This window comes from Achromobacter sp. EB05 (genome assembly GCF_044232075.1).
GTDB lineage: Bacteria > Pseudomonadota > Gammaproteobacteria > Burkholderiales > Burkholderiaceae_B > Achromobacter > Achromobacter dolens.
The window spans coordinates 4,484,438-4,510,860 of record NZ_CP155917.1 but is presented as its reverse complement, the minus strand read 5'-3'; the positions used below and the strand labels follow the sequence as shown (position 1 = coordinate 4,510,860).

23 protein-coding genes are annotated in these 26,423 nt (G+C 67.8%); 9 read left to right on the top strand and 14 right to left on the bottom strand.

Annotated elements, in window-relative coordinates; genetic code table 11:
- The first annotated feature begins 48 nt into the window (after nucleotides 1-48).
- The 4 genes from AAID08_RS20445 to AAID08_RS20430 all read left to right on the top strand — a co-directional run bounded on the left by AAID08_RS20445 (nucleotide 49) and on the right by AAID08_RS20430 (nucleotide 4,702).
- The gene (locus AAID08_RS20445) at nucleotides 49-1,038 is read left to right on the top strand and encodes an N-carbamoyl-D-amino-acid hydrolase (RefSeq protein ID WP_054503155.1); all 990 of its coding nucleotides are present in this window, start codon (nucleotides 49-51) and stop codon (nucleotides 1,036-1,038) included.
- A 35-nt stretch (nucleotides 1,039-1,073) separates the two neighbouring features.
- Nucleotides 1,074-2,102, top strand: coding sequence for a threonine/serine dehydratase (locus AAID08_RS20440; RefSeq protein WP_175143290.1), 1,029 nt, complete (start codon nucleotides 1,074-1,076; stop codon nucleotides 2,100-2,102).
- Nucleotides 2,103-2,240: 138 nt separating this feature from the next.
- Complete coding sequence (locus AAID08_RS20435; protein WP_054503154.1) at nucleotides 2,241-3,227, top strand: tripartite tricarboxylate transporter substrate binding protein; 987 nt, start codon at nucleotides 2,241-2,243, stop codon at nucleotides 3,225-3,227.
- Between the two features lie 5 nt (nucleotides 3,228-3,232).
- The gene (locus AAID08_RS20430) at nucleotides 3,233-4,702 is read left to right on the top strand and encodes an amidohydrolase family protein (RefSeq protein WP_175143288.1); all 1,470 of its coding nucleotides are present in this window, start codon (nucleotides 3,233-3,235) and stop codon (nucleotides 4,700-4,702) included.
- A gap of 29 nt (nucleotides 4,703-4,731) precedes the next feature.
- Here AAID08_RS20430 and AAID08_RS20425 read toward each other — a convergent pair whose 3' ends face one another.
- From AAID08_RS20425 to AAID08_RS20415, 3 genes are all read right to left on the bottom strand, one after another.
- Entirely contained in the window at nucleotides 4,732-5,349 is a 618-nt protein-coding gene (locus tag AAID08_RS20425; RefSeq protein WP_116791994.1) for a LysE family transporter, read from the bottom strand.
- Nucleotides 5,350-5,494: 145 nt separating this feature from the next.
- Nucleotides 5,495-7,315, bottom strand: coding sequence for a flagellin (locus tag AAID08_RS20420; RefSeq protein WP_395756843.1), 1,821 nt, complete (start codon nucleotides 7,313-7,315; stop codon nucleotides 5,495-5,497).
- Between the two features lie 417 nt (nucleotides 7,316-7,732).
- Nucleotides 7,733-8,440 (bottom strand): response regulator transcription factor, encoded by a 708-nt coding sequence (locus AAID08_RS20415; RefSeq protein ID WP_054503150.1) that lies wholly within the window; start codon nucleotides 8,438-8,440, stop codon nucleotides 7,733-7,735.
- Nucleotides 8,441-8,927: 487 nt separating this feature from the next.
- Between AAID08_RS20415 and AAID08_RS20410 the strand changes: the two genes are divergently transcribed.
- The 3 genes from AAID08_RS20410 to AAID08_RS20400 all read left to right on the top strand — a co-directional run bounded on the left by AAID08_RS20410 (nucleotide 8,928) and on the right by AAID08_RS20400 (nucleotide 13,277).
- On the top strand, nucleotides 8,928-9,974 hold the full coding sequence (locus AAID08_RS20410; protein WP_395756842.1) for a hypothetical protein: 1,047 nt from the start codon (nucleotides 8,928-8,930) through the stop codon (nucleotides 9,972-9,974).
- Nucleotides 9,975-10,115: 141 nt separating this feature from the next.
- Nucleotides 10,116-11,267 (top strand): MFS transporter, encoded by a 1,152-nt coding sequence (locus AAID08_RS20405; protein ID WP_395756841.1) that lies wholly within the window; start codon nucleotides 10,116-10,118, stop codon nucleotides 11,265-11,267.
- 390 nt (nucleotides 11,268-11,657) lie between these two features.
- Nucleotides 11,658-13,277: a methyl-accepting chemotaxis protein gene (locus AAID08_RS20400; protein WP_175166593.1), complete on the top strand. Its 1,620-nt coding sequence runs from the start codon at nucleotides 11,658-11,660 to the stop codon at nucleotides 13,275-13,277.
- 142 nt (nucleotides 13,278-13,419) lie between these two features.
- On the opposite strand, the gene AAID08_RS20395 is transcribed toward AAID08_RS20400, so the two are convergent.
- From AAID08_RS20395 to AAID08_RS20375, 5 genes are all read right to left on the bottom strand, one after another.
- Nucleotides 13,420-14,001 carry a fimbrial protein gene (locus tag AAID08_RS20395; RefSeq protein WP_116791999.1) on the bottom strand — a complete coding sequence of 194 codons (582 nt, stop codon included), beginning with the start codon at nucleotides 13,999-14,001 and terminating at the stop codon, nucleotides 13,420-13,422.
- A 97-nt stretch (nucleotides 14,002-14,098) separates the two neighbouring features.
- Nucleotides 14,099-14,845 carry a fimbria/pilus periplasmic chaperone gene (locus AAID08_RS20390; RefSeq protein WP_175166595.1) on the bottom strand — a complete coding sequence of 249 codons (747 nt, stop codon included), beginning with the start codon at nucleotides 14,843-14,845 and terminating at the stop codon, nucleotides 14,099-14,101.
- A 46-nt stretch (nucleotides 14,846-14,891) separates the two neighbouring features.
- Nucleotides 14,892-17,354, bottom strand: a complete 2,463-nt coding sequence (locus AAID08_RS20385; RefSeq protein WP_244976805.1) for a fimbria/pilus outer membrane usher protein — start codon at nucleotides 17,352-17,354, stop codon at nucleotides 14,892-14,894.
- Nucleotides 17,355-17,540: 186 nt separating this feature from the next.
- Nucleotides 17,541-18,119, bottom strand: coding sequence for a fimbrial protein (locus tag AAID08_RS20380; RefSeq protein ID WP_064526124.1), 579 nt, complete (start codon nucleotides 18,117-18,119; stop codon nucleotides 17,541-17,543).
- 409 nt (nucleotides 18,120-18,528) lie between these two features.
- On the bottom strand, nucleotides 18,529-19,326 hold the full coding sequence (locus AAID08_RS20375) for a sulfite exporter TauE/SafE family protein (RefSeq protein WP_175166597.1): 798 nt from the start codon (nucleotides 19,324-19,326) through the stop codon (nucleotides 18,529-18,531).
- Between the two features lie 66 nt (nucleotides 19,327-19,392).
- Between AAID08_RS20375 and AAID08_RS20370 the strand changes: the two genes are divergently transcribed.
- Both AAID08_RS20370 and AAID08_RS20365 read left to right on the top strand, forming a co-directional pair.
- Nucleotides 19,393-20,058 carry a response regulator gene (locus AAID08_RS20370; RefSeq protein WP_269873033.1) on the top strand — a complete coding sequence of 222 codons (666 nt, stop codon included), beginning with the start codon at nucleotides 19,393-19,395 and terminating at the stop codon, nucleotides 20,056-20,058.
- Nucleotides 20,055-21,446, top strand: coding sequence for a HAMP domain-containing sensor histidine kinase (locus AAID08_RS20365; protein WP_144654647.1), 1,392 nt, complete (start codon nucleotides 20,055-20,057; stop codon nucleotides 21,444-21,446). The genes AAID08_RS20370 and AAID08_RS20365 overlap by 4 nt, the downstream gene beginning before the upstream one ends.
- On the opposite strand, the gene AAID08_RS20360 is transcribed toward AAID08_RS20365, so the two are convergent.
- From AAID08_RS20360 to AAID08_RS20335, 6 genes are all read right to left on the bottom strand, one after another.
- Entirely contained in the window at nucleotides 21,382-22,017 is a 636-nt protein-coding gene (locus AAID08_RS20360) for a ParB/RepB/Spo0J family partition protein (RefSeq protein ID WP_054503139.1), read from the bottom strand. The genes AAID08_RS20365 and AAID08_RS20360 overlap by 65 nt on opposite strands.
- Nucleotides 21,902-22,450 (bottom strand): N-acetyltransferase, encoded by a 549-nt coding sequence (locus tag AAID08_RS20355; protein WP_116792002.1) that lies wholly within the window; start codon nucleotides 22,448-22,450, stop codon nucleotides 21,902-21,904. Before AAID08_RS20355 ends, AAID08_RS20360 begins: the two co-directional genes overlap by 116 nt.
- A complete protein-coding gene (locus AAID08_RS20350) occupies nucleotides 22,447-23,670 on the bottom strand; it encodes a phosphoadenosine phosphosulfate reductase (RefSeq protein WP_395756840.1) in 1,224 nt (407 codons plus the stop codon). The genes AAID08_RS20355 and AAID08_RS20350 overlap by 4 nt, the downstream gene beginning before the upstream one ends.
- 268 nt (nucleotides 23,671-23,938) lie before the next feature.
- Nucleotides 23,939-24,310, bottom strand: a complete 372-nt coding sequence (locus AAID08_RS20345) for a tRNA-binding protein (RefSeq protein WP_054431565.1) — start codon at nucleotides 24,308-24,310, stop codon at nucleotides 23,939-23,941.
- Nucleotides 24,311-24,364: 54 nt separating this feature from the next.
- Complete coding sequence (locus tag AAID08_RS20340; protein WP_395756839.1) at nucleotides 24,365-25,978, bottom strand: PQQ-binding-like beta-propeller repeat protein; 1,614 nt, start codon at nucleotides 25,976-25,978, stop codon at nucleotides 24,365-24,367.
- A 131-nt stretch (nucleotides 25,979-26,109) separates the two neighbouring features.
- Nucleotides 26,110-26,355: a hypothetical protein gene (locus AAID08_RS20335; protein WP_155755497.1), complete on the bottom strand. Its 246-nt coding sequence runs from the start codon at nucleotides 26,353-26,355 to the stop codon at nucleotides 26,110-26,112.
- Nucleotides 26,356-26,423: the final 68 nt, after the last annotated feature.

Genomic DNA, 26,423 nt, shown 5'->3' with positions numbered 1-26,423 from the left:
CGCGTCATGCTGCCGGTGAATTCGCAACCTCTCTCTCAGGATTGATTCATGTCCCGCATCGTCACCGTCGCTGCCGCCCAATTGGGCCCGATCCAACGCGCCGAGGGGCGCGATGTGGCGATCGACCGCATGATCCGGCTGTTGGAGCGGGCGCGTCAGCGCGGCGCCCAGGTCGTCGTGTTCCCGGAACTGGCGTTGACCACCTTCTTCCCGCGCTGGTATTGCGAAGACCTGGACGAGGCGGATGGCTGGTTCGAAACCAGTCTGCCTTCGCCCGCCACGCAGCCGCTGTTCGATGCCATCAAGCGCTACGGGCTGATGGTCTACCTCGGCTACGCCGAACTGGCCTGGGAGCCCGATGAGCACGGCGTGGTGCGCAAGCGCCGCTTCAATACCTCGGTCGTCATCGCGCCCAATGGCGAGGTCGTCCTGAAGTACCGCAAGGTGCATCTTCCCGGCCATGCGGAATTCGCCGAGCATCGCCAGGTGCAGCATCTCGAAAAGCGCTATTTCGAAGTCGGCAACCTGGGCTTCCCGGTGGTGCGCGCGCCCGTCGCGCCCGGCGTGGACGCCAATCTGGGCATGCTGATCTGCAATGACCGCCGCTGGCCCGAGGCCTGGCGCGTGCTCGGGTTGCAGCAGGTCGAGCTGGTCATGCTGGGCTACAACACGCCCAGCCGCAACCAGGACAACCGCGGCTTCGAGGCGCACCATCTGCGGGTGCTGCATTCGCATCTCTCCATCCAGGCGGGCTGCTACCAGAACGCCACCTTCGCCGCGGCGGTCGCCAAGGCCGGCACGGAAGACGGCCACGAACTGCTGGGCCATTCCATCATCGTCAATCCGCAAGGCGAAATCATTGCCATGGCCGCCACCTGGGACGATGAGCTGATCGTCGCCGATTGCGACCTGGACTTGTGCGAGCTGGGGCGCAGCACCGTTTTCAACTTCGCCAAGCATCGCCGTCCCGAAGCCTACGGCCGCCTCATCGAACAGACCGGCAGCGTCGCGCCCGCCGTCTGGACTCCCTCGGCGTAACGCGCCTGACTCCCTTCATCCCGCAGGACAGCCCCATGACCGCGATGTCTCTACCCACGACCATCGAGCACGAACTGCTCGGCACCCTGCGTGTGCCGCAATTGCGCGATGTGACCGCCGCCGCCGAGCGGCTGACGCCCTACGTGCGCCGCACCATGCTGCTGCGCTCGCCCGCCCTGGACGAGCGGGCGCAGGCGCCCATCTGGCTGAAGCTGGAAAACCTCCAGGTGACGGGCTCGTTCAAGGCCCGTGGCGCATTCAATGCCCTGTTGAACATGGACCCGGCGCAGCGCGAGCGCGGCGTGGTCGCCTACTCGACCGGCAACCACGGCCAGGCCGTCGCCTGGGCCAGCCGTTGCCTGCGCGTGCCCGCCACCATCGTGATGCCGGTCGATGCGCCGGAGAACAAAGTGGAAAAGGCGCTGCGCCATGGCGCCAGGGTCGTGCGCTATGACCGCACGCGGGAAAGCCGCGAGGAAATCGGCCTGCGCCTGCTGGCCGAGACCGGCGCCACGCTGCTGCCGCCCGGCGATCATCCCGATGTACTGGCCGCCCAGGGCACGCTGGCCCTGGAAGCGTTGCAGGACCTGCCCGCCGCGGCCCGCGCCAACCTGGGCCTGTTCGCCACGCCGTGCGGCGGCGGCGGCATGGCCGCGGGCTGTTCGCTGGTGTTGCGCGAACTGGCGCCGCAGGCGCGGATCGTGGCCGTCGAGCCGCGCGAATTCGATGACACGGTGCGCTCGCTGGCCTCGGGCCGGCGCGAAACCAACCCGCCCGGCGCCAAAACCCTGTGCGATGCGCTGCAGGCCGCGACGCCCGCCGAACTGCCCTACGCGATCAACCGCCGCGCCTTGAGCGCCGCCGTGTCGGTGAGCGACGAGGAAGTCGTCGCCGCCATCCGGTTCGCGCTGGAGGAATTGCGGCTCGTGGTCGAGCCGGGCGGGGCGGTGGCGCTGGCCGCGCTGCTCGCGGGCAAGCTGTCGGCCGAAGGCCGTGATGCGGTCATCGTGCTGTCTGGCGGAAACATCGATCTGCCGCTGTTGCGTCAGATCGCCCTGGACTGAGCGTTCGCGCCGCAGTCCGGAACGGCGGCGCCGCAAGGCCCCGCCGCGCAGTGCCGGCGTCCGTGAGGCGTCCAGCAAGACCCGCGAGGGCCGCAGAGTCCGAGCGGATACACCTATAACAGTCCAAGGAAGAAAACCATGTCCACGTATCAAAGCAGCGCCAAGCGCTGGCTCGCGGCCGCGAGCGCGGTGCTGGCCCTGACCGCGGCATCCGCCGCGCAGGCCGCCTATCCCGAGCATCCCGTCACGATCGTCGTGCCGTTCAACACCGGCACGACGCCCGACCTCGTGTCGCGCCTGCTGGCCGCCGAAATGGCCAAGCAGACCGGCGGCAATTTCGTGGTGCAGAACCGCACCGGCGCCTCCGGCATCATCGGCACGCAGGCCGTGGCCAATGCCGCGCCCGACGGCTACACCATCGGCTTTGCCAACGTGGCCACGCTGGCCATCAACCAGAGCCTCTACGCCAAGCTGTCCTATGACGCCGACAAGCAGCTCGCGCCCGTCGCCCTGACCGGCTCGGTGCAGAACCTGTTGGCCGTGCGCCCGGGCTTGAACGTCAAGAGCGTGGCCGACCTGATCGCCATGGCCAGGAAAGACCCGGGCAAGCTGGTCGTCGCGTCCGGCGGCAACGGCACCACCGGGCACCTGAGCGCGGCTATGTTCAGCGCGATGGCGGGCGTGGAATTCATGCACGTGCCGTACAAGGGCGGCGTCGAGGCGGACCTGGCCGTGTTGCGCGGCGAGGCCGATCTGGTGTTCGACAACATTTCGTCCATTGCCGGATTCGTGGAGCAGGGCAAAGTGGTGCCGCTGGCGGTGACCGACCTGCGGCGCGACCCGACCATGCCCGAGCTGGCGACGCTGGACGAGCAGGGCCTGAAAGGCTATCGCGCGGTGGCCTGGACCGGCTTTGTCGCGCCCGCGGGCACCGATCCCCAGGTGCTGGATTACCTGAACGATGCCTTCAACAAGGCGTTGCAATCGCCGCAGGTGCAGGAAAAGCTCAAGAGCATGGCCTACGTGCCGAACGTGGGACCGCGCCAGCAGCTCTTTGACCGCGCGCATGCCGAGCGTCCCGTCTGGGCGCAAGTGATCAAGCAAGCCAACGTCAGGATCGACTGAACCTCATGGACCTCGAACGCTACGACCTGCTGATCCGCGGCGGCACGGTGATCGATGGAACGGGCGCGGACCGCCTCCGCGCCGATGTGGGCGTGCGCGGCGGCCGCATTGCGGCCGTCGGCGACCTGGGCGACGCCATCGCCGGCCAGGTGCTGGAGGCTGGCGGCCGCGTCGTGGCGCCGGGCTTCATCGATACGCATACCCATGACGACCGCTACCTGTCGATCGATCCCGGCATGCCCGCCAAGCTGAGCCAGGGCGTCACCACCGTCATCACCGGCAATTGCGGCATCAGCCAGGCGCCGTGGCGTTCCGGCTGGCGCAGCGACGTGCCTGCGCCGGTCAACCTGTTGGGCAACGACGTTGGCGACTTTCCCTACGAGACGTTCGGCGCCTACCTGGACAACCTGGACAGGAATCCGCCCGCCGTCAACGCGGCATGCCTGGTGGGCCACACCTCGCTGCGCGCCGCCGCGATGGACGACCTGGACCGGCCCGCGACCGAGGCGGAAATCGAACATATGCAGGCGCTGCTGCGCGAAGCCATGCTGAGCGGCGCCATCGGCCTGTCCTCCGGCACCGCGTATCCCGCCGCCATGCCGGCGACGCTGGACGAACTGGTCGCGGTGGCCAGCGTGCTGCGCGAGCATGGCGGGCTGTATGCCAGCCACATCCGCGACGAAGGCGACCGCATCTTCGCCGCGCTGGATGAGGCCTTCGCCGTGGGGGCCGCGGGCGATGCGCCCGTGCTGATCTCGCACCACAAGCTGATCGGCCCGCGCAACCATGGCCGCTCGGTGCAGACGCTTGCGCACATCGACAAGGCTGGCCAGCGCCAGGAGGTGGCCCTGGACTGCTACCCCTATGTCGCCGGCTCGACCATCCTGCGCAAGGACCGCCTGGCGGTGTCCAGCCGCGTCATCGTGACCAAGTCGGTCCCGTATCCGCAATACGCTGGACGCGACCTGGACGACATCGCCCGCGACATGGGCCTGAGCCCCGAAGCCGCGGTCGATGCGTTGCAGCCGGCCGGCGCCATCTACTTCATCATGGACGAAGCCGACGTCGAGCGCATCCTGGCCTATCCGGGCACCATGATCGGATCCGATGGCATGCCGCACGACCCCGCGCCGCACCCGCGCCTGTGGGGCACGTTCCCGCGCGTGCTCGGCCACTATTGCCGCGACGTCGGGCTGTTCACCCTGGAACAGGCGGTTCACAAGATGACGGGCAAGCCGGCGGCGTACTTCCGGCTGCCCGGCCGCGGGCGCATCGCGCCAGGCTACGCCGCTGACGTGGTCGTCTTCGATGCGGATCGGATCAAGGACGTGGCCACCTGGGCATCCCCGACGAGCCAGGCCGAGGGCATCGATTATGTCCTTGTCAACGGCGAGGTTGCGTGGGCGTTCGGGGCAGGGTCGGGCAGGCGCAGCGGCCAGGTGCTCAGGCGTCGGGACGCCCGCGCGCGGGCGTGACACCCCTGTGCGCGCGCCGGCCGCCAGCCCTAACGGATCGCCGCCAGCTTCACCGCGAACCCCAGCAGGAACACGCCCGCCAGCCGCTCCAGCAGATTCGCCACGCGCGGGTTGGCGCGCATGCGCTCGGCCAGGTGGTGCGTCAGCAGCACCGCCGCCAGGCCGTAGAGAAACGTCAGCGCCGCCACCGTGACCGCCATGAAGGCGAACGTCACCAGGCCCTGATGCCGGACCGGGTCGATGAACAGCGGGAAGAACGCCATGTAGAACATGATCGCCTTGGGGTTCAGCAAGGTGATCATCGCGGTCTGGCGCAGGTAGCGGCCGTTGTCCATGCGGCTCGGACGCGGCGCGGCGCCGGGCTTGCTGCGCATCATCAGCAGGCCCAGCCAGGCGAGATACGCGGCGCCGGCCCACTGCACGATATGGAACGCCGTGGGATAGGCGGCCAGCAGCGCCGAGACGCCGGCCACCGCCAGCCACATCAGCACCTGGTCTCCCAGGATCACGCCGCAGGTCGCCGCCAGGCCCGCCTTGATGCCGCCCTTGCCGGTGGCGGTCAACAGGGCGAAATTGCCCGGGCCGGGGATGATCAGCAGCATGATGAAGGCGAGCACGAATGCGCCATAGTCGGTGACACCGAGCATGGAAAGACTCCCGAAAAGAGAACGGGCATTGTAGATCCGCCCGGCGTGACGCGCGGCCGATCTCGCTGACGACAAAAAGGCCGGCCCCCGCCCGCCGCAACGCGCGACGGAGGGGGCCGGCCCGATGGGCTGGCTGACTACGCGATCAACGCAGCAGCGACAGCACCGTCTGCGGCACCTGGTTGGCCTGGGCCAGGACCGACGTGCCGGCCTGTTGCAGGATCTGGGCGCGCGACATGTTCGACACTTCCGTGGCGTAGTCGGCGTCCAGGATGCGCGAGCGCGCGCCGGACAGGTTGTTGATCACGTTGTTCAGGTTGTTGATCGTCGACTCCAGGCGGTTCTGCACCGCGCCCAGTTGGCCGGACACTTTATTCAGAAGGTTGAAAGCGGAATCTAGCGTTTTCATCGGGTCGCCAGTCTTGTCGCCCTTGCTGGTGCTTTCGAGCGTCAGGCTGCCGGCTTTGCTGCCGGCTCTGGCGACGTACAACTTCTTGCCGTAGTCGTTGACGGCGACGTCTTTGTTGTCGGTGACGTCTGTGCCGATAGCAGCGGCAACCTGATGATGGAACGTGCTGCCGCCCGCGATGGCAGTGATGTTGCCGGTATCCGGATTGAACTCGTAGCGTCGGACAGTTTTGGACACCGTCGTCAGTTGCTGCTTGTCATCCATATACAGCAAATGATCGGCATCGGTGTCGAGTTGGCCAATTTGCGTTACCTGCAGGGTCAGGCTGAACGCGCCCGCTTCAATCTTGACTTCGGCAGGCGTAACGGTAGGCTGGGCTTTGAGGTCCGCCGCCAGCTTCTCCTTGGTGATGGTCGCCTGGAACTTGATGTCTGCCGTCCCGGCGGCCTGGCTCTGGTACGTCGTGCCGTTCACGGTCAGTTTGACGCCTTCAGCAGTGGCGCCGGTACCCATGTAGGTCGTCACGTCGGCTAGCGTTGCCTGAGTAAAAGCAGCGGCACCCGGAGCGGCACCACCCGTCAGGCCGTCATTGACTGACAGATTGCCCGCGGGGTCCCAGTACAGCGCCTTACCGTTGACATCGGTGATGTTGCCGCTAGAGGTGATCAGGATGTCGGCCTGAGCGGTCTTGTTCATGTACGTAGCCGCGATCGGCTTGGCGCCGATCTGGCCCCTGATGGTTGCTTCGACGGCGGTATCCGTATCGGTATCGTCGTAGACGAAGTTGCCAGCGGCGGCGTCATACGTGTAGGTGGTGGTAGGTACTGCACCGCCGCCTGCAGGCGCTGCGCCTGTCGTTTTGATAATGGTACTGCCGTCCGTCATCTGGCTCATCAGGTCAGTGGTCGTGGCGGCGGTGTTCGTTTCCGTGACGTCGTACTGATTGTCCGTGCCCGCCACAAGCTGGATGTTCGGGCCAATCATGTCGCTGACTTGGGCCTTCCTGTTATCGACAATGCCAACGCCGTTGACGTTGAAGCCGTCCAGGCCCAGCGTCTTGACGCTGATTTCGTTCAAGTCCAGCGTGATGGTTTCGTTGTCGTTGGCGCCGACTTGCAGCGTCAGGGGCGTGGCCTTGTCCGACAGTACCTTCACGCCGTTGAAGTCGGTCTGCTCGGAGATGCGGTTGATGTCGGCGAGGCGCTCGTTGATTTCGTCCTGGATGGAGTCGAGCTGCTCTTGCGAGTAGCTGCCGTTGGCGGCTTGCACCGACAGTTCGCGCACCCGTTGCAGGTGGGCGGTGATTTCGGAGGCGGCGCCTTCCGTCGTCTGCGCCAGCGAGATGCCGTCGTTGGCGTTGCGGGCGGCTTGGGTCAGGCCCCGGACGTTGGACGTGAAGCGGTTGGCGATGGCCATGCCGGCGGCGTCGTCCTTGGCGCTGTTGATGCGCAGACCCGAGGACAGGCGCTCGATGGCGGTGCCCAGCGCGGACTGGGATTTGTTGAGATTGTTCTGGGCGACCAACGACAGATAGTTGGTGTTGATGACTGCAGCCATGTGTTAGCTCCTTGGCAGAGTGAGGCTTGATCGAGGCGGGCAGCGGCGCTGCCCGATTGCCAACGTGATGAACCGAGAATCAGCGTTCGGGTTCGTCCGTTGCCAAAACTACGACCCTGCCAAATTGATCTTTAGACGATCGCGGCGCAAACGGCTGTCTTATGATTTTTGATGAGTTTTGCTGGAAATTTTCTGAAACACGAGCTTTTACTCGCACGAAAAAGAAGGCCCCACTCGCGGGTAAGCGGGTGGGGCCTTCGGCCTTGTCTCTCTTGGGGAAAGTTGCAAGACATGTGTAGTGTAGGCGTTTGGGCGCCGCCGAAAACTCATGAATACTCAACGGCGCAGTGGAGCGCGAACGGGGAGGGGGCGCCGCGGCGGGTATCGTCGGGCGCCGGCGGCGCCGCCGCGCGCAAATCAGTCGTGCGTCGCGATGCCGATCCTGCCCTCGCGCAGCACCAGCAAGGACCCTTCGGAATAGATGTTGCGGATCTGCAAGGGGGCATCGCGCAGGGTCGCGAGTTTCTTGCGGACCCGATAGAGCAGCGCGTCGATGCGGTGCTGATCGTAGATGACTGCCGGATAGCCGAGATTCTGCGACATCCGCTTGTGGCTGACGGGGTACTTCGGACTCTGGATCAGCGTCGCCATGACGATGGATTCCTTGGCCGTCAGGCTTAGCTGTTGACCGTCCGACGATCGCAGTTGGCGCGATTGCACGTCCAGGGTCCAGTTGCAGTGCGAGATCGGGCCCGGCGTCGCGGTCACGAGCCGGCGTTCGAGCGCGCTGACGGTGACCGCCAGCAGCGCAAGCTGGATCGGCTTGATCAGGTAATGGTCGGCGCCGTCGCTCAGGCTCTGCAATTGAGCGGGCATGCGCACGTTGTCGGTCAGCACGATGATGCCCATGGCGGGAAACGTGCGGCGCAGCGGCGCGATGTGGCCGAGCATGTCGCCATCGGGCAGCGACGCGGCGGTCACCAGGATGCCGGGCGGGGACTGCCGGATGTGTGCGAGCGCGTCCTGCACGGTGCCGCAGACGTGCACGCCGCGGCCGAGGCCGGCGATATGGTTGGACACGCTTTCGGCCCATTCCGGCGGATCTTCAACGACAAGAACGCGCATACCTGCGATTGATTTCCCGGGCCACGGACTGCGTCGACGACTGGACGGCGGGCCTTCTTCCGCCAGCGCGGCATCGCGGAAGCGACGCCCATCCGATTCTAGATTTGTCCTTGCGGGAAAACGCGGTTTGGCGTCTTAATGCGGTCTGATATCAAGGTCGGCGTCGCGGCAAGATTGTGGGCGGAGACTCGGGCGGCGGGTGCGCGGCCTCGGTGCAAAGGCCCGCGTCTTCAGAAACAATCGCAACAATAGTTTTCTTGCGAGCGCGCCCTGCGCGAGCCTCCCGGCACCGTATCGCCGCGCGTCATCGCGCCGCGGCCCGTGCGAATGCGGGCGTGGCGTCCGCCCCATCGCGCCGGCCGCGCGAAATCCCACCGTGTTGCCCGCGTGGCCCAATGTTTCAGCGTGCCTCGCCGCGCTTGCGCTCCGGCCCAGAGGCAGTAGCATGCGCGCTCAGACCGATTCAGCCTCATTTAAGGACCGATCCATGACCTTGCCGCGCCCGCGCCTTGCCTTGTCCCTCCTGACGCTTACGCTGGCGCTGTCGGGGTGCGTGAACATGCCGTCCTCGAACGGATACGGCACCCGCGACGATCCGCGCTACGGGCAACTGCTGGACCTGATCAACGAGGCGCTCAAATCGGACATGGCCGTGGTGCTGGTGGCCGACCTGATGCCGCACGCGACGCTGAAAGACGCCTTGACCATGACGCAGTGGACTCCGACCGTGATCTGGATGCACGAGAAGGCGCCGCAGGTGACCTTCAGCCGCAAGTTCCAGACCAATGCGCTCAAGCGCGACCCGAAGGAAACCTACCTGTTCCAGGCGTTCGAGGTGCATATCCTGCCGCCCGGCAAATACCTGCTGACCGGCGGCGACGACTACAAGCTGAATGCGCTGCTCGATCAGGTCGGGGCCAAGCGCGGGCCGGAGGGATCGGGCCGCGGCGCCAACGGCACCGCCTATCTTTCGCCGGAACTCTATCGCGAGTTCTACAGGCAGCAGGCGTGGCGCGACGCCACCACCCACAGCGAGACCAGGACGCGCCAGGTCTGCACGGCCGTGCACGTGGCCTCGGGCGCCTGCGTGAGCTGGGGCGAGCAGCAATACACCGAGACCTCGGCGGGGATGCCGGCGGGCTACTACGAGGAAACCGATTCGCGCGATATTCCCGCCATCAAGGTGCAGGCGCGCATCCCGCCCAAGCAGGCGCTGGCCAGCTTCACGCTGCAGGGCGGTCAACTGGTGCTGAGCCAGCGCATGCACCTGAAGACGCCCAGCTACAAGTTCCGCCAGTCGGCCTGCCGCGCGGTCGATCCCAAGATGATCGAGTGCCCGCTGGAGGACCTGACCGTCTACACCCGCCCGGCGCCGATGGAGTTCGCGCAGAAGTACCTGGCGCAGCGGACCCTGAGCGCCGAGCACCAGGCGCTGCTGGCCAAGCTGCAGCCCATGCAGATCACGCCGCTGGGCAAGCAGGGCATGGAAGATCCGATCTGGGGCGTGCCGCTGTCGATGGACAAGGGGCGCTAGGCCGGCGCGCGGCGGGAAAAAAAGAGAAGAGCGCGCAACGCGGCGTTGCGTTTGGCGGGGGTAAACTCCCCCACCGCCCCGTCGCATCGGAGCGCCTGACCGTCGCCATGCAACTGTCCCACCCGGATCGAGGAGTGGACGATGCAACGCCATTTCCTTGTCCTGTTGTTGCTGTCGCTGACCCAGATCGTCGGTTGGGGCGTGGTCGGCGTGCTGCCGGTCATCGCCGCGCCGGTCGCGTCCGACCTGGGCGCCACCTTGCCGTCGATATTCCTGGGCACGTCGGTCATGTATGTCGCGATGGGGCTGGCCGCGCCGCTGACCGCCCGCGCGTTCCGCCGGTTCGGCACGCGCCAGGCGATGGCGGCGGGCGCCGCGCTGATCGGACTGGGCCTGGCCCTGTTGGCGCTGTCTCCGGGCCTAATGGCCTTCTGGGCCGCCTGGGCGCTGATCGGCGTGGCGGGCGCCGCCTTCCTGACGACCGCCGCCTATGCCTACGTCGTGGAATATGCGCGGGAACAGGCGCGCGGCCTCATCGGCACGCTGATGCTGGTGACGGGCCTGGCGGGCAGCGTGTTCCTGCCGGTCACGGCGTTTCTCGACCACCTGATCGGCTGGCGCGATGCGCTGCTCGTGTACGCCGCCGTCATGGCGCTGGCCGCGGGCCCGCTGCTCTGGTTCGGCCTGCCCGCGACCGAAGCGACGGCGGCAGTGGCCGCGCGGCGCGGCGCCGGCTCCCATGGCCGGGTCTTCGTGCTGCTGGTGACCGCGATAGCCTTGAACAGTTTCGTCACCTTCGGCATCCAGGCCGTGGGCGTGCCGCTGCTGCGGGCCATGGGCATGGATCTGGCGCGCGCCGTCGCGGTTGCGTCGCTGCTGGGCGTTTTCAAGGTCGGCGGGCGCTTGCTTGACCTGCTGGGCGGCGGGCGCTGGGACGGGCTGTCCACCGGCATTGCCGCGGGCGTCATGATTCCGCTGGGGCTGGCCGCCATCTGGATCGGCGGCGCGGGCCTGCTGCCGGTCGTCGGCTACCTGCTGCTGTTCGGGGTCGGCAGCGGCGCCTTCGCGGTGGCGCGGGCCACCATGCCGTTGGTGTTCTTCGACAAGGCCGGCTATGCGGCGGCGATGGCCGCCATCGCCTTGCCGATGAATCTGATCAACGCCCTGGCGCCGCCGGCGCTGGCGGTGTCGATGGAGCAGGCCGGCGCGCCGGTCACGTTCGCGCTGCTGGGCGGGCTGAGCGTGCTGGCGCTGGCGGCGCTGCTGGCGCTGAGCCGCTTGCGACCGCCGTAGCGGTCGAAGTCCGCCCAGGCCTCGGACCAGTTGAAGGCGACGCCGACGATGCCGACGCCGCCCAGGCGTTGGTTGACGGCCTGCAGCTTCGCCGCCGCGCGCTTGAAGGTATCGCTGACGTTCGCGTCGGGGGCTCGCGGATCGCTTGGACCTTGTCGCACAGGTTGCTGGCGTCCAGGGAAGGCTAGGCAGCGCTACGTATCACTGGGATTTATAAGGGGCTTAAGCCGTTGCTTGAACCAGCGCGGTGAACAGCCGAGCAAAGTCGTCATTCCTAGGGTTATCCCTAATATCTTCCTCGCCCTACCATGCCGGTCCGGTTCAACAAGGCCCCGGAACAACAACAGGCGATCATCGCGCCACCCGGCCGGGGCGACATAGGAAGCAAGCATGTTTGGCCTATTTTCTGGTCTGCGTATCCGCGCCCGCCTGTCCGGCGCGTTCTTGATGGTGGCGCTGCTGGGCGGCGCGGTCGGCGCCTTCGGCGTGTGGGGGCTGGCCCGTATCAACGACATGAACAGCCAGCTCTACGAGGTCGAATTGCGCGGCCTGTCCGACATGAAAAACGCCAACCTGCAGTTGGTGTATGCCGGCCGCGCCCGCAACAGCTATCTGGCGGCCTCCACCGAGGCCGAACGCGAGGCCAGCCGTAAACAGTTTGACAGCGCCGTGCGGCGGCTGGACGCGCTGCGCGATCGCGCAGCCAGCTACTACCTCGCGCCCGAGGACCGCCAGTTGCTGGCGCGCTTCAGGCAGGCGCAAGACGCCTGGAAGCGCGACGCCGAGGCTTTCTTCACCGCCGCCCGCGAGCTGCCGCTGCGGGCGAAGGATTCGCGCGCCGTCGAGATCGAAAAGCACGTGATTGCGTCCTCGGAGCAACTGGACGGCGTCATGGACCGGCTGGCCGAGTCCAAGGAAGCCAGCACCGCGCGGTCGGTGCAGGCGGGCTCCGACCTCTACGAACGCACGCGCCTCATCATGATCGCGCTGTCGATCGCCGGCGTGGCGCTCGGCATGCTGCTGGGCGGGTTCATGACGCGCGGCATCGTGCAGCCGCTTGGGCAGGCGGTGCAGGCCGCGCGCCGCGTGGCCGCCGGCGATCTGACCGGCGACATCCGCGTCGTCACGCGCGACGAGACGGGCGACCTGATGATCGCCCTGCAAGCCATGAACCACGGCCTGGCCGCTATCGTGCGCGATGTGCGCGATGGCTGCGAAGGCATCGCCTCGGCGGCCTCCGAGATCGCCCAGGGCAACGCCGACCTGTCGCAACGCACCGAGGAACAGGCCGCCTCTTTGGAGCAAACCGCCGCGTCGATGGAGCAACTGACCAGCACCGTGCAGTTGAACGCCAGCCACGCCGGCCAGGCCGAGCAACTCGTCACCCAGGCCTCGGCCGTGGCCGTGCGCGGCGGCAATGAAGTCGATGGCGTGGTGCGCACCATGGACGCCATCTCCGACAGCTCGCGGCGCATCGCCGATATCACGAACGTGATCGACAGCATCGCCTTCCAGACCAACATCCTGGCCCTGAATGCCGCGGTCGAGGCCGCGCGGGCCGGCGAGCAGGGCCGGGGCTTTGCCGTGGTGGCGGGCGAGGTTCGCACCCTGGCGCAGCGCTCGGCCGTGGCCGCCAAGGAGATCAACGCCCTCATCAACGAGTCCGTCAGCCGCGTCGAAGACGGCGCGCGGCAGGCCGGCGCCGCCGGCCGCACCATGCGTGAAGTGGTGGCCAGCGTGGGTCAGGCCGTGACGCTGGTGCGCGAAATCGCTGGCGCCTCGGCCGAACAGTCCACCGGCATCGGCCAGGTCAATCAGGCCGTGGCGCAGATGGACGGCGTCACCCAGCAGAACGCCGCGCTGGTGGAAGAGGCCGCCGCCGCGGCCGCGAGCATGCGCGAGCAGGCCGGACGGCTGACGCAACTGGTCCGGCGCTTCCAGGTCGATGCGGTCACCGGCGCACGCGTGCTGGCGGCGCGACCCCTGCCCGCGCTGTCCGCGTCCGAATGAGAGAGGATCGTCTCATTATTGCGAACAACGGAATATGCCGTTTCGGTCGCGGATATTTGGCAGAATGGATTCGGGTAAAACGTTTCGCCGATCGCGGCGAGGGCTGGCGCGCGGCGGCCGCCGGCCCTCGCGAGTGCGTCGCTTAGAAGTAGGCCAACGCGTAGGTGACGTTTGCCTGGACCGAGCCCGTGCTCGACGTGACCGCTCCGGGTCCGCCCACAACGGACATGCGGGCCCAGTAGCGCAGCTCGTTGCCGCCGCCGGTCAGTTGCTTCGCGTTCGCGGCGCTGGGGGTGGCGGCAAGATTGACGGGCGTGGTGCCATCGCTCTCGAGCAACTGCACGGCGACGGCGGTGGCGGTTCCGGTACTGGAGATCTTGCCCAGCTGGGTGTTCGTGAAGGTGCCGAGGAACTGGACCGCCACCTTGGACAATTTGCCGTTCGGGTTGGGGGTGGTCCCCGTATCCTCGTCGAACGAGCAGCCCGTCAGGTGGATGACGACGGGCACCGAGTCGGAGAATTTCCCGGGGCCATTCAGCATGCGCTGGGAGACCTGACCCAGGTCGATCGTCATGTTGCTGTCGGCGGCGGAGATGGAGCAAGGCCCTTCGATGACCGTCGCCGAAAAGGTGATGGTGCCGGAGCCGCTGGTGCCCGCCGCAAATCCCGGCGCTGAATTGAACGCGACAGCGGCGGCGAGGGCGAGAGTGGATTTCTTGATCATGGGTGACTCCTGTGTTTCCTCTGTGGAAAGTGCATGAATGGTCGCGGACCGTATCTGGCGGTCCGCAACCGTGAAAAAGCGTGCGCGGGTCGCGTCCCTATTCCTTGACCCGTTCCTTGAATACGCAAACCCCCGCCGCACAGTGGTAGCGGCTGACGCGCATGCCGCCGTAGTCGTCGACATTGCCCATCATCAACTGCTTGGCGTCCGCGGGTAACTGGGCCTTGACCGCTTGCTCGGACAGCGGCGCGAGCATGATCGGCGTGTCGAAGCCGGGCAGCAGTTGCTTGCTGTCCGTGCCCAGCCACATCACCGTGAGGTAATAGGGCGACGTGTTCTTGAGCGTCAGGGTGCGGCCATCGGTGCGCGCCTGCAGGGCCTGTTCCGGCGCCGCCTCGCCGCGCTCGCCCAGCTTGGGCGGCCGTATGAACAGCTTGAGCTGGCTCTGCGTGGTCAGTTGCAGGAGGCTGGCGTCCTTGTCCTTTGGCGCCGGCGGGATTTCGCGCACGTTGAAATAGAACAGAGTCTCGCGGTCCTGCGGCAGGCGGGCCTTGGCCGCGGCGCTCATCTGCATGATCCGCACCTGCGCCTTCTTGCCCGCGTCAATGCGTTGCAGCGGGGGCAGCGCCAGCAGGTCGTCGGTCATCTTGCCGTCCTGGTCCTCGACCCAGGCCTGCGCCAGGTAGGGGGTATCGGTGCTTTCGTTGGTCAGCACCACCGAGACCGACTTCTGTTCGGTGCCCAGGATGATGCGGGTGCGATCCACATTGACCGCGCCCTGGCAGAGGGCGGGCAAGGCGAGCCAGGCGCAGAGCAGCGGTCCGGTGATATGTCTGAGTTTCATGTTTTCGCTTTCAAAATGAACGTCATGGGATGCGGGATATCAGGTCTCATTGGCAGGGCAGCGGCTGCGGGCCCTGGGCCAGCGCCGCGGGCGCGGGCAGGGTCAGGTGGCATTCCTTTTCGCCAGCCCAGGTCACGGTGAGCGCGTCGCGGTCTTCCGCGGTCACGCCGCTCAGATAGACCAGCCCCTCGTCGCCCACCATGCCGGCCGTCATGCCGGAACGGGAGGACAGCACCAGGGCGCCCAGCGGCGGGGCGTTGCCGTCGCTCAACCGGACATGGCCCAGCACCTGCTCGCCCTGGCTGGCGCGGATGCGGGAGTAGCCGATGGCGCCCTCGGTCAACACCTGGCTGATGATCGAGTCGGCCACGTCGACGTCGTCGGGCAGGGCGTTCACGTCCACCGCGACGTTGCTTTCGCGGTAGCTCGACACGTTGTTGACCACGGCGATGCCAAAGCGATTGGTAACGCCGTTGCCGTAGTCCACCGGCACGCCAGTGATCCCGTCGGTGTCGACCACCAGGCGCGGTTCGTTGCCGGAGGCCGGCTGGCCGAATGCCGCGCCCGCGGCCGTGGCCGTCATCGAGCCATACCAGCTCAGGCCGACGTTGCGGTATTGGCCGGGCTGCACGGTGAAGTCGGCGCTGGCTCGGCCATAGGGCGTGCGGCTCTGGATGCTGCCGCTCATGCTCTGGCGCCGCGAGTCGTAGTAGCGTTCGTCGCTCGCGTTCAGGTTCCAGGTGGTGTTCGGATGGCTGAAGTCGGTGTAGCCGACCGTGTGCTGCATCAGGCTGTCGCCGCTGCGCTGGTAGCCATAGCTGAACTGGCGGTTGTCGCCTATCGGGATGCTGATCGTGGCGTAGATCTGGTTCTCGGCCTGGCCATAGAAGCTCTGGGTACGGGCCAGCGACAGTGACATGTTGATGTTGCGCAGCGGCCCGATGTTGGCGTTCTTGCTGAGCGTGATCATGTAGTGGTTGTTGGTCGCCGAGTCGTTCCAGTAGTTCAGCCGGCTCAGCGACAGCGACACGCTCATGTCCAGCGGCTGGATGTGCTGGCTGTATGCCACCGTGTAGCTCTGCTTCTCGTCGCGGAAGAATTCGTCGCGCAGCACCGAGCGCATGACGTATTCGGGTAGCGACAGGAAGTGCCGGCCGGAGAATCGGTAGCCCATGAAGGCGATGGTGCTGCCCAGGCCATCGAAGGTCTTGGCGTAGTTGACCCGGTAGCTGTAGCCGGTGCGGCGCGGGGCATGGGCGAACGGCAGCCGGGCGTCCGAGCGCGTCACGTCCGCCGACAGGGCGCCCAGCCGGCCCAAGTTCTGGCCGGCGCCCAGCGCCAGCGCCCGGTATCCGTCCTGGGTGGCAACGAAGCCGCCATACAGCGAGGTATCGTTGAACGCGCCCCAGGTGGCTTCGGCCGTCATGAAGCCGGGCCTGACCACGTGGTTGTTGGCGCGGCCGCCGAACAGCGGCCGTCCGGCCGAAACCTGGTAGCGCAGGTTGCCCTTGCGCGTCATGAACGGCACGCTCGCCGTCGTGATCTGCCACGTACGGGTGCTGCCGTCGCTCTCCGTCAAGGTGACGTCCAGATTGCCGCTGATGTTCTGGTTCAGCGCCGGCAGGACGAAGGGGCCGGGCGACACTCGGGTCTGGTAGAGCAGGCGGCCGCTCTGGCTGACGGTCACTTGCGCGTTGCTGTTGGCAATGCCGGTCACCTGCGGCGCATAGCCCTGCAGCGATGGCGGCAGCATGCGCTCGTCGCTGGCCAGGGTGACGCCGGCGAAGCGGATCGGGTCGAACAGGGAGGACGACAGGTAGGTCTGGCCCAGCGTCAGCTTCGATTCCCATTGCGGCAGCGGCCGGAACAGGTAGGTCTGCGGCAGGATGGCGTTGGTTTGCGACTTGCCGTGGCTGTCGTGGCGGCTGTACTGGTAGTCGCTGCGCAGGCGCCAAGCGCCCAGGTTCAGGCCGGCGGTGCCGTACAGGGTGTAGCTGGACGAGTTGCTGCCCTGCTGCGCCATATAGCGGTTGGCCAGCAGGTTGTAGTCGAGGATCACGCCGTTCACGCCCGTGCTCCAGCGCGCCGGCGGCACCCAGTCCGGGTCCTGGTAGCGCAACCAGGCCTGCGGCACCGTCACGGTCAGCGACTGGCTGTCCGGGCTGTAGGCGACCTTGCTGTCAGGGGTGTCGAGGTCGACGCAGGGGCCGGCGTCGGTGTTGACATTGGCGAGCCGCGCCGCGGCGTCGTCCTTGAGGGCCAGCATCTCGAGCATTGCCGGAGTGACACAGAACACCGTGCCGTCGTCTATCACCGGCACCGCCTTGACCTGGTACTGGGCCTGGAGCAGGCGCTGGTTCAGGTAGAAGTCGACCAGGTAGGTGCCTGGCGCCACGTAGCCGTCGCGGCTGAAGGTGGACAGGTCGACGTTGCGCTTGTCCTTGGTGTTCAGAAAGCCACTGCTGAACTCCGTGGCGTGCGCCGACAGCACATAGGTACTGATTGCCATGATGGATGCCAAGCGGGCCAGGGTCATGATGTTTTTTGCCATATTCCGGCGTGAGAGACTGCCGGAAAACCTCGGCGTCGATGTGGCGCCGCATCGCGGCCACCTCGGTACGGAAAGCGCGCGTTGGAAATCCCCGCCGCCATGGCGGCGGGGTTCCGTACGCACGGAATGGCGGCGTCTGGCCGCTTAGAAATACGTCAGCGTGTAGGTGACCGAGCTGCTCACCGTACCGGCCGTGACGCCGGTGGCGGCGGTCGATGCCAGCCGGGCGAAGAAGTTCAGCACGTTGGTGTTGCCCGCCGTGAGTTGTTGGGCCGTGGCCGCCGTAGGGGCGGTGTTGAAGTTGACCGCGGTGGCGTTGTCCTTGCCCAGGATCTGGACCGCGACGTTGGCGGCGTTGCCCGTGTTCGTGAGCATGCCCTTGGCCGCGTCGGACGTGGTGCCGGCGAAAGACACGCCGACCTTGGAAAGCTTGCCGTTCGCGTTGGCGCCTGCGCCGGTATCCGCTTCGAACGAGCAACCCGTCAGGTGGATGGTGATCGGCACCGAAGCGGAGAACTTGCCAGTTCCGACCAGGTCCTTGCGGGAGATCTGGCCCAGGTCGATGTTCAGGGCGGAGTCGGCGGCCGAGATGCTGCACGGCGCTTCGATGATCGAGCCGGTGAAAGTGATGGTGCCTTGACCGAATTCACCGGCGGCGAATGCCGCGACCGGACCCAGCAGGGCGGCGGTGGTTGCAGTGGCGAGGAGCGTCTTCTTAAGCATGGATAGTCCTTATTGATATCCGAGGGAGCTAGCCTGCGCGGTTGGCCGCGCAGAGGTTGAAAAAACGGATAGGCCGGGCTCGGAAAATGATGGGTCGGCGTGGCGCCGTTTTTTCATCAGCCCGAATGAGAAGCTATTGCGTTCGCATGAGATGTCGAGGCGTTGGTTCAAGAGGCCTGGCCGCGCTGAGGCGCCAGGCGTGCGGAGGAATATGTGATGTTCCCGTCATGGACGGAATCTTGCATAGCGCGGATTATCTGAGCATTAACTCGCGTCAGATATCGAGAGGGGGCGTCGGAGCGCCCCGGTGGGCGTCCGTCAGGACGCCCTCGGAGGACGCCCATGAGGGGCGTCCGGCAGGATCGGCGGGAAGGAAAGGCGGGAAGGAAAGGCCGAAAGGAGGAGCGGCTCAGGCGCGCCAGGCGAGCACGGCGGCGACCGCCACGCAGACCGCCGCGAATACCCGCTGCAGCACCGCTTGCGGCACGCGCGGCGCCAGCGCGCGGCCGGCCGTCATGCCGGCGATGGCCGCGGCCACGAAGGTCCATTGCGCGGTCGACAGCGTCAGTCCGTGCAGCAGGGCGGAACTGACCGTGGCGGCCGATACCAGCGCGATCACCATGAGCGAGGTCGAGACGATGCTGATCATGCGCGCGTCGCTGAAGTGCGTCAGCGCCGGAACGATGATGAAGCCGCCGCCGACCCCGAGCATGCCGGTGCACAGGCCGGATACGGCGCCGATGCCGCCCAGCGTGACGGCGGTCAGGCGGTTCCAGACGAAGCGGCCGGTTTCGGGCGAGAGCCGGCAGGCCTTGCGCGGGGCGTCGGCCGCGCCCGGGGCCGGCGCGCGGCGGCGCGATTGCTGCACCATGCGGGCGGCCACCAGCAGCATCACCGCTGCAAAAGTCAGACTAAGCCAATGCGCCGGCAAGCGCCGCGCCAGCGACAATCCCAGCGGTGCGGTCAGTGCGCCCACCGCGGCCATCAACATGGCGGCCTTGTAGCGCACCAGCCCGCGCATCAGGCCCTGCAGGGCGCCGACCGCCGACGCGATGCCCACGGCGATCAGCGCCACCGGCGCCGCCTGCGTCAGCGTCAGGCCCAGGCCGAACATCAGTGCGGGCACGGCCAGAATGCCGCCGCCGGCGCCGGTCAGGCCGAGGGAGACGCCGATGCACAGCCCGAGCAGGGTCGCGGTCACCATCATTAATTACTTTTAGAAATTAACTTATTACTTCAAATAAGTATAACGTGCCGGGATGGGGTTTCTGCCATGCGGATTTTGTTGGTCGAGGATGACGCCTCCATCGCGCTGGCCATCCAGGCGGGCCTGGGGTTGCAAGGGTTCGTGGTGGACGTGGTCGGCAACCTGCGGCAGGCCGACCTGGCGGTGCAGACGTCGCATTTCGGCGCCTGCGTGCTGGATCTCGGGCTGCCCGATGGCGACGGCATGGGGCTGCTGGCGCGATGGCGCGCGCGCCGCCTGAACCTGCCGGTGCTGGTGCTGACGGCCCGCTCGGCGGTGCCGCAGCGGGTCGACGCGCTGCGCGCCGGCGCCGACGACTACGTCCTCAAGCCGTTCGACCTGGACGAACTGGGCGCGCGCCTGCAGGCGCTGATGCGGCGGACCGCCGGGCACACCACCGATCGCATCGAGCACGGCCGCCTGACGCTGTTCGTGTCGCGCGGCGAAGTGCTGCTGGACGGCAAGCGCATCGCGTTGCAGCGGCGCGAGCTGACGCTGCTCAGTACGCTGTTGCAGCATCCCGGGCAGATCCTCACCATGGATCAGTTGCGCGACAGCCTGTACGGCTTCGATGACCGGGTCGAGAGCAATGCCGTCAACGTCCACATCCACAAGCTGCGCCGCAAGCTCGGCGCCGACCTGATCGAGACCGTGCGCGGCTGGGGCTACCGGCTGGGGATGCCGTCGCCGTGAGTCTGCGCACGCGCCTGTCGATGTTGCTCGGCGTCGTCTGGCTGGTGGTCGGCGGCGCCGTCACGCTGTGGATGTTCGAGCACGCCAGCGCCCAACTGGACGCGGCGCTGGACTCCCGGCTGGCGGCGTCGGCGGCGATGGTGACGCGGCTGGTGACGCAATGGCCGCGCGACGCGGCGGTCGGCCTGCCGGACATGGCCGCCGCCAGCGGCGCGCCGGCGCGCGGCGGCATCGCGTGCGAGGTCGGCGCCTTCGGCGCTGGCGCGACCCCGGCGTTCACGGTGGCGCGGGCGCGCGCCTCGCTGGCGCTGCAGGCGGCGCCGCTGGGGTTCGGCTCGTTCAGCCGGGCGGGCGCCACCTGGCGCACCTATGCCGTCGAGGCCGAGGGCATGCGCGTCGCCACGGCCTGCCGCACGGACATCCGGGCCGAGCTGCGCCGAGAGATGGCCTGGACCGCGCTGCTGCCCGGCGTGGCCGGTCTGCTGGTGGGTTTTGCGCTGCTGTGGTTCGGCGTCGGCCGCGGCCTGGCGCTGGTCGAAGGGCTGCGCCGCCGGCTGGCGTGCGAAGCGCCGTGGCCGGCGCACGACCTGCCCGGCGACAAGGTGCCGCGCGAACTCATGCCTTTCACGCAGACGCTGACACACCTGTCGCAGCGCATGGAGGACATGCTGCTGCGCGAACGGCATTTCTCGGACCACGCGGCGCACGAGATGCGCTCGCCGGTCACGGCCATCAAGGCGCACCTGCAGGTGCTGGAACGCCTGCCGGCGATGGCCGGCGATGCGGCCAGCCGCCAGGCGGTCGCGCATGCGCTGCAGGGCACCGCGCGCCTCGAACGCCTGATCGAGCAATTGCTGATGCTGGCGCGCGCCGACGGCGATGATGCCGACGCGGCCTGCGATGCGCTGGCGGTGCTGGCGCGGGTGGCCAGCCGCAAGCCGGCGCGGGTGCGCTGGCATCTGCCCGCCAGCCGGCCCTGGGCGGCGTTGCCGGATGCGCTGCTCGATTGCGCGGTGCGCAACCTGGTGGACAACGCGCTCAAGTACTCACCGGCGCACGCCGATGTCCAGGTCCACGTCTCGATCGCGGCGGCCGATCTGGTGGTGACGGTGCGCGACCGCGGGCCGGGGCTCACCCCGGCGCAATGCGCGCGGGCGGTCGAGCCGTTCTGGCGCGGCGGGCGCCAGGGCGAGGGCGCGGGCCTGGGACTGTCGATCGTGGCCGCCATCGCACGGCGCCACGGCGGCGCGCTGGCGTTGGAGTCGACGCCGGGCGCGGGCCTGCGCTGCCGCCTGAGCGTGCCGCTGGCCCTCGCGGCCGGGCTCAGTCCCAGGAGCGCGAATAGCGGTGATCGAGAAACAGTTCCGGCAGGCCCGACACCTGCTTGAAGCGCAGGACCTCATCTTCGTCCATGCCGAGCTGACGGGCAATGTCGGCGTCGCTCCAGCCGGCCTTGAGCAGGCGCACGACGATATCGGTCATGGGCATCACGCCGTGCACGCCGCGCGCGCGGTTGTGGCGGATGGTGGCGGCGATGCGGTCGGCGGCGCCGGCGCGGCCGTGGCGGATGACCACGATAGGCAGGTAGCCCTGCAGGCGCTGGCGGATGGGGCCCTTCTTCTTGCCCACGCGCTGGCGGTGAAAGCCGTCCACCACGACGTAGCGGGCGGGGCCCGCCTGGTGCGCGACGATGGGCTGGGTGTAGCCATCGGCGGCGATCGACAGCTCCAGCAACCGCATTTCGGGCGGCGCGACGCTGTTGGGGTTGTAGTCGTTGGCCTCGATCCGCTCGCCGGGGACCCATTGCACGCAATCGACCGGCTCGGCGGCGAAGGGACTGTGCTCATGCAGGCACAGGCGGATCCGGTTGATGGCTTCGATCCGCTGGCGGATCGGCAGGCTGTCCAGTTCGTTGAACAGCATCCTGGCCCGGCTCTCCAGGCTGTCGAGAAGTGGCATGGGCATTCCTTTTCAAGGTGATCCAGTTGCCTCGGCTGGTGTGGGGCTGGAAGCCGTAGGGTTGCAGCAGCTCGGCGCTGAGCCATGGCACGCGCAGGGTGCAGGGCTGGTCCAGACCGTCGATGTAGTCGAGCACGCGCTGGCGCAGCGCCCGGAACAGGCCCAACTGGCGCGCTTCGGGGCGGATGTAGCCGTCGCGGATGCGCACCGTGTCGCTCAGCAGTTCGATGCTGACGAAGCCGAGCACGCGGGCGTGGCTTTTCCGCCTGACGATGAACCAGCGGTGCCGCGGACTGTCGTTCAAGGGATAACCGCCGCAGTCGCGACGCACGGTGGCGCTGGCGAAGAAGCGGCCCATCTGCGCGAAGAAGGCGCGTTCGTCGTCGTACGAGCGCAGCAGCAGGAAATCGTAGTGTTTCAGGGGATGCGTCATGGTGCGGCGCGCGCAGGCACGGGAAGCAGGCTGTCGATGTCGCAGCGCGCCGGGCCGAACGACAGCGATCGCGCCATGTCCTGCTTGAGCAGCGACAGACCGATGCGGCGCCAGGAGGGCTGCGCCTTGCGATTTTCGAGGTCGGGGATGCCGGCGTCGGGCCACATCGCCAGCGGATGGCCGCGTTGTTCCCACCAGGCGATGAAGACGTCGATGCGCCGGGCGTACACCTGGCGCAGCGCGACCGGCATGCTGTCGAGCAGGAACTGGCTGTACTGGCGCCAGGTATCGAAAGTGGGCGGCAGGCCCAGCCCGCCGCGATAGCCGAGGAAGCGTTGGCGGCAATAGCGCGCCGCGTAGTTGGCGCCCTGCACGCGCTTGACGGCGCGAAACCAGGTCTCGGGCTCGAGCTTGTGGAACAGGTCCAGCCCCTTGCGCTGGTCGTCGCCGTAAGGTTGGCAGATGCGCATCTGCGAATACGGCACGCCGGCGCGCAGCATCTGGTCATAGAGGCGGTTGTAGGCGTGGCCGTTTTCGCCGGTGTAGCGCCACAGGTCTTCGAACTTCCAGTCGTAGATCGGGAAGAAGGTGACGGCGTTGTCGCGCTGCTTGTCGCGCGTGCTCCAGGGCAGCGGCTTGTGCGCGCCGGGCGGCGTCCAGGCGCATTTCTTGGTGCGGCGCTTGATGGCGAGATAGCGGTTGAGCGACTCGTCGGAGCGGATGCCGACCAGGAACGCGGTGGCCTTGTCGCGCGCCAGCCATTGGTTGAATTCGGGCACGAATTCCTCGAATTCCATGCGGTGGCGGTAAAACGGAAAATAGCCGGGATCGCTGATGACGGACGGATGCCGCGGCAGCGGCCGGATCCAGTCGGCCTCGCGGCCGGGCTCCCAGGTGCACCAGTAGGGTTCGCGCAGGCTCGACGCGTTGCGCAGGTTGATGGGCAGGCAGATCCACCAGGGGCGGACGTCGGCGCGGTCGAACATGTGCGCGACGTGGGCGATGGTGGCCTGGTATTGCCCTTCGAGGTCGATGAAGACCGCGTGCACCGGGCCGCGGCCCATTTCGCGCGCGACCTCGAGCGCCAGGTGCAGGGTGACGGAGCTGTCCTTGCCGCCGGAGAAGGCGACGCAGACCTGCTCGAAGTGCTGGAACACCAGCCGGATGCGGGCCTTCGCGGCTTCGTGGACGTCGAGGTCGCGGTAGTGTTTCAAGGCCATGGGTCGTGCATCCTGTTCGCGTCGTGCCCGGCCCGTCGCGCGGGCGGGCGTCGCGGCGCGCGGAACCGGCCGGACAGGGGCGGGTCATGCGTATGCGTCGCAACAAGCGTGTGAGGATAGCCCGATCCCAAGGCGTGAACGGGGTCATTCCGTCCGCTATTTTCTGGAGATCGGCGCGCCCGCCCTGTGCGTGGCGGGCATTCGTCTTACCCGTGGCCCGGAGCGCCCAGCGTGTCGACGCAGGCGCTTGCGGACCGAATTTCCAGGTTCAGGTCAGCCGGGCGCCGTTGGGCACGTCTAGCTCGGGCGTCACCAGTACGGTCTGGTCGGCGGCATCGGCCAGGCCCAGCACCAGCACCTCGGAGCGCACCGGGCCAACCTGGCGCGGCGGGAAATTGACGATGCCGAGCACGCGCTTGCCCGGCAGTTGCTCCAGCGTGTAGCGGCCGGTGATCTGCGCCGAGCTTTTCTTGACGCCGACCCCGGCGCCGAAATCGATGGTCAGCTTGTACGCCGGCTTGCGCGCCTCGGGGAAGGGATCGGCGGCGATGATGGTGCCGACGCGGATGTCGACCTTCATGAAGTCGTCGAAGCTGACGGTGGGGGCGGGCGGGGTGGCGGGGTCCTGGGTGTAGTGCATGGGCGTGGATGATCGGTACAGGGGAAGCGGGCGGCGGCGCCCGCGATGGCCCCATCATGCCAGATCGATGCGGCCGCGGGTCGCGCGCAGGGTGCGCAGGGTGGCCAGGTCGACCAGCGCAATGCGGCCGTCGAGGGTGCCGACGGCCAGCCTGCCGCCGTGCGCGGCAAGCGCATAGAGCACGGTGGCGATGCCGCCGATGCGGACCCGGGAGGCCAGCAGCAGGTCGCCGCTTGCGGCGTCGATCAGCATCAGGGTGCCGTCGAGGAAGGCCGCCAGCACCAGGCCGTCGGCCACCACGATGGCGCTGGCCGAGGCCGGGGTGGCATGGCGCCAGCGTTCCTGGCCGCGCGCCAGCGATTTGCGGTAGATGAAGCCGCGATATTTGTTGCCGACCGTGGGCGAGTAGTGTTTGCCGGCGATCACCACGCCCGCGCCGAGCGCGTCGTCGATGTAGGCGCCGCGGCATTCCATGGCGTGGCTGGCGGACGTGCCATCCGGCTTGAGCAATGGCCAGAGGCGCTCGATGCGGCCATCGGCGTGGACCCGGCACAGGTGCTTGCCTTCGTGCGAATCGGGCGGCGTGCCCTGCAGCGCGAACAGATCGGGCGCGCCGTTGATGCCGATGTAGTGGTTGAAGCAGTCGTAGTGGCCGAGATCGAGGCGCCGTGCTTCGGTCAGGGTGGCATCGAGCAGGACGTCGCCAGCGGCGCGGCGGCGCGCATCGACGCGGTCGCGGCGGCCCAGCAGGCGGTCGTCGGCGCTGGCGCAGAAGGTGTACTGGCCATCTTCGTCGCGCACCGTCGTCAGCTCGCCGTCGCGCAGCGCGTACAACCGCGAGTCGCGGCGGAAGCGGGCGGCGGGATCGGGCGGGGCGATCGCGTGCACGACGAGCGGCGTGGTGGGCAGGATCTCGGCGCCGCGGCCGCCGCCGTCGTGGCGCGCGAGCAGCGCGCCGTCCACGCGGTAGCGGTCGAGCAGGCAGTTGTCGTGGACCGCGGCGAGCGTGTCGGCGTCGAGCCAGGCGAGATCCCAGATGGCGCCGCGCAGGCCCAGGTCGGGCAGGCCCAGCCAGTCGGCCAGGCGCCGGGCGGCGTCGTCGGCATCAGGCGGCGTGGCGCGGTCGAGGGTGGCGGTGGCGGGGTCGAGTTCAGGCGTGGCCACGCCTGCGGCGGTCTCGACGCGCAGCAGCGTTTCGAACGCCGCGGGGGCATCGTCGTCCTGTTCGTCCCACGCTTCGTCCCAGGGGCGGACCCAGGCCTGGATGCGGCCGTCCTCCAGGTAGCGGCACCGCACCACTTCCGGCACGTTGAGGAAGGGGCGATGGCAGGCGCCGCTGTCCCAGTTCCAGGCGATCAGCTCGCCTTCGAACATATAGCCGCCGTCGTAGCTGCCCGCGCCGATGGCGATGACGGGTTGGTCCGGATGGAAGGCGATGTCGTTGACGGGCAGGCGCGACGCGTCGCAGGCCGCGAACGGCGCGGGGTCGCCGCGGCGATAGAGGCCGACGCGATAGCGCAGCGCGGCGCCGCCATAGGCGGCGCGCGCGGGCGGGTTGATCAGCAGGGGAAAGGCCGAGGCCACGGCGACGATGTCGCCGGCCGGGTGGAAGAACACGCCGGTGATCCGGCCGGCGCCTTGCAGCGCCGGATTCATGAATGCGTTCACGATTCTTGCAGCCGCCGCGCTTGCGCGCGAGGCGGCTTCAGGCTTCGCGGGCCACGGATCGGGCGCGTGAAGGCGGCGGGGCGCGGCGCGGCGGCGGGCGGGCGCATGGGCGGACGACCGTCAATGACGCGTCATGATTTGGCGGCGGCGGCCGTGGTGGCGCTTTTCTTGCCGCGCGGCTTGGCCGCGGGCGTTTCGTTCACCGGCGGCGTGTCGAACTCCTGTTTGTTTCGTTCGCCCCGCGGGGTGTTTTCCGGATGGGGTTTGGGAAAGGCCCAGGGTTTCGTTTTCTGATCCATTGCTTGTACTCCTTGCACAGGCGGAACAGTAGCATTTGCCGTGGCCGTGAGTAAGTGAGGGTTGACGTCAATATTCATCACATCGTGATATGAGGAAGCGGTTGGGGCGGCGACGCGGGCGCGGTGCGGCGGGCGGTGGCGCGGCG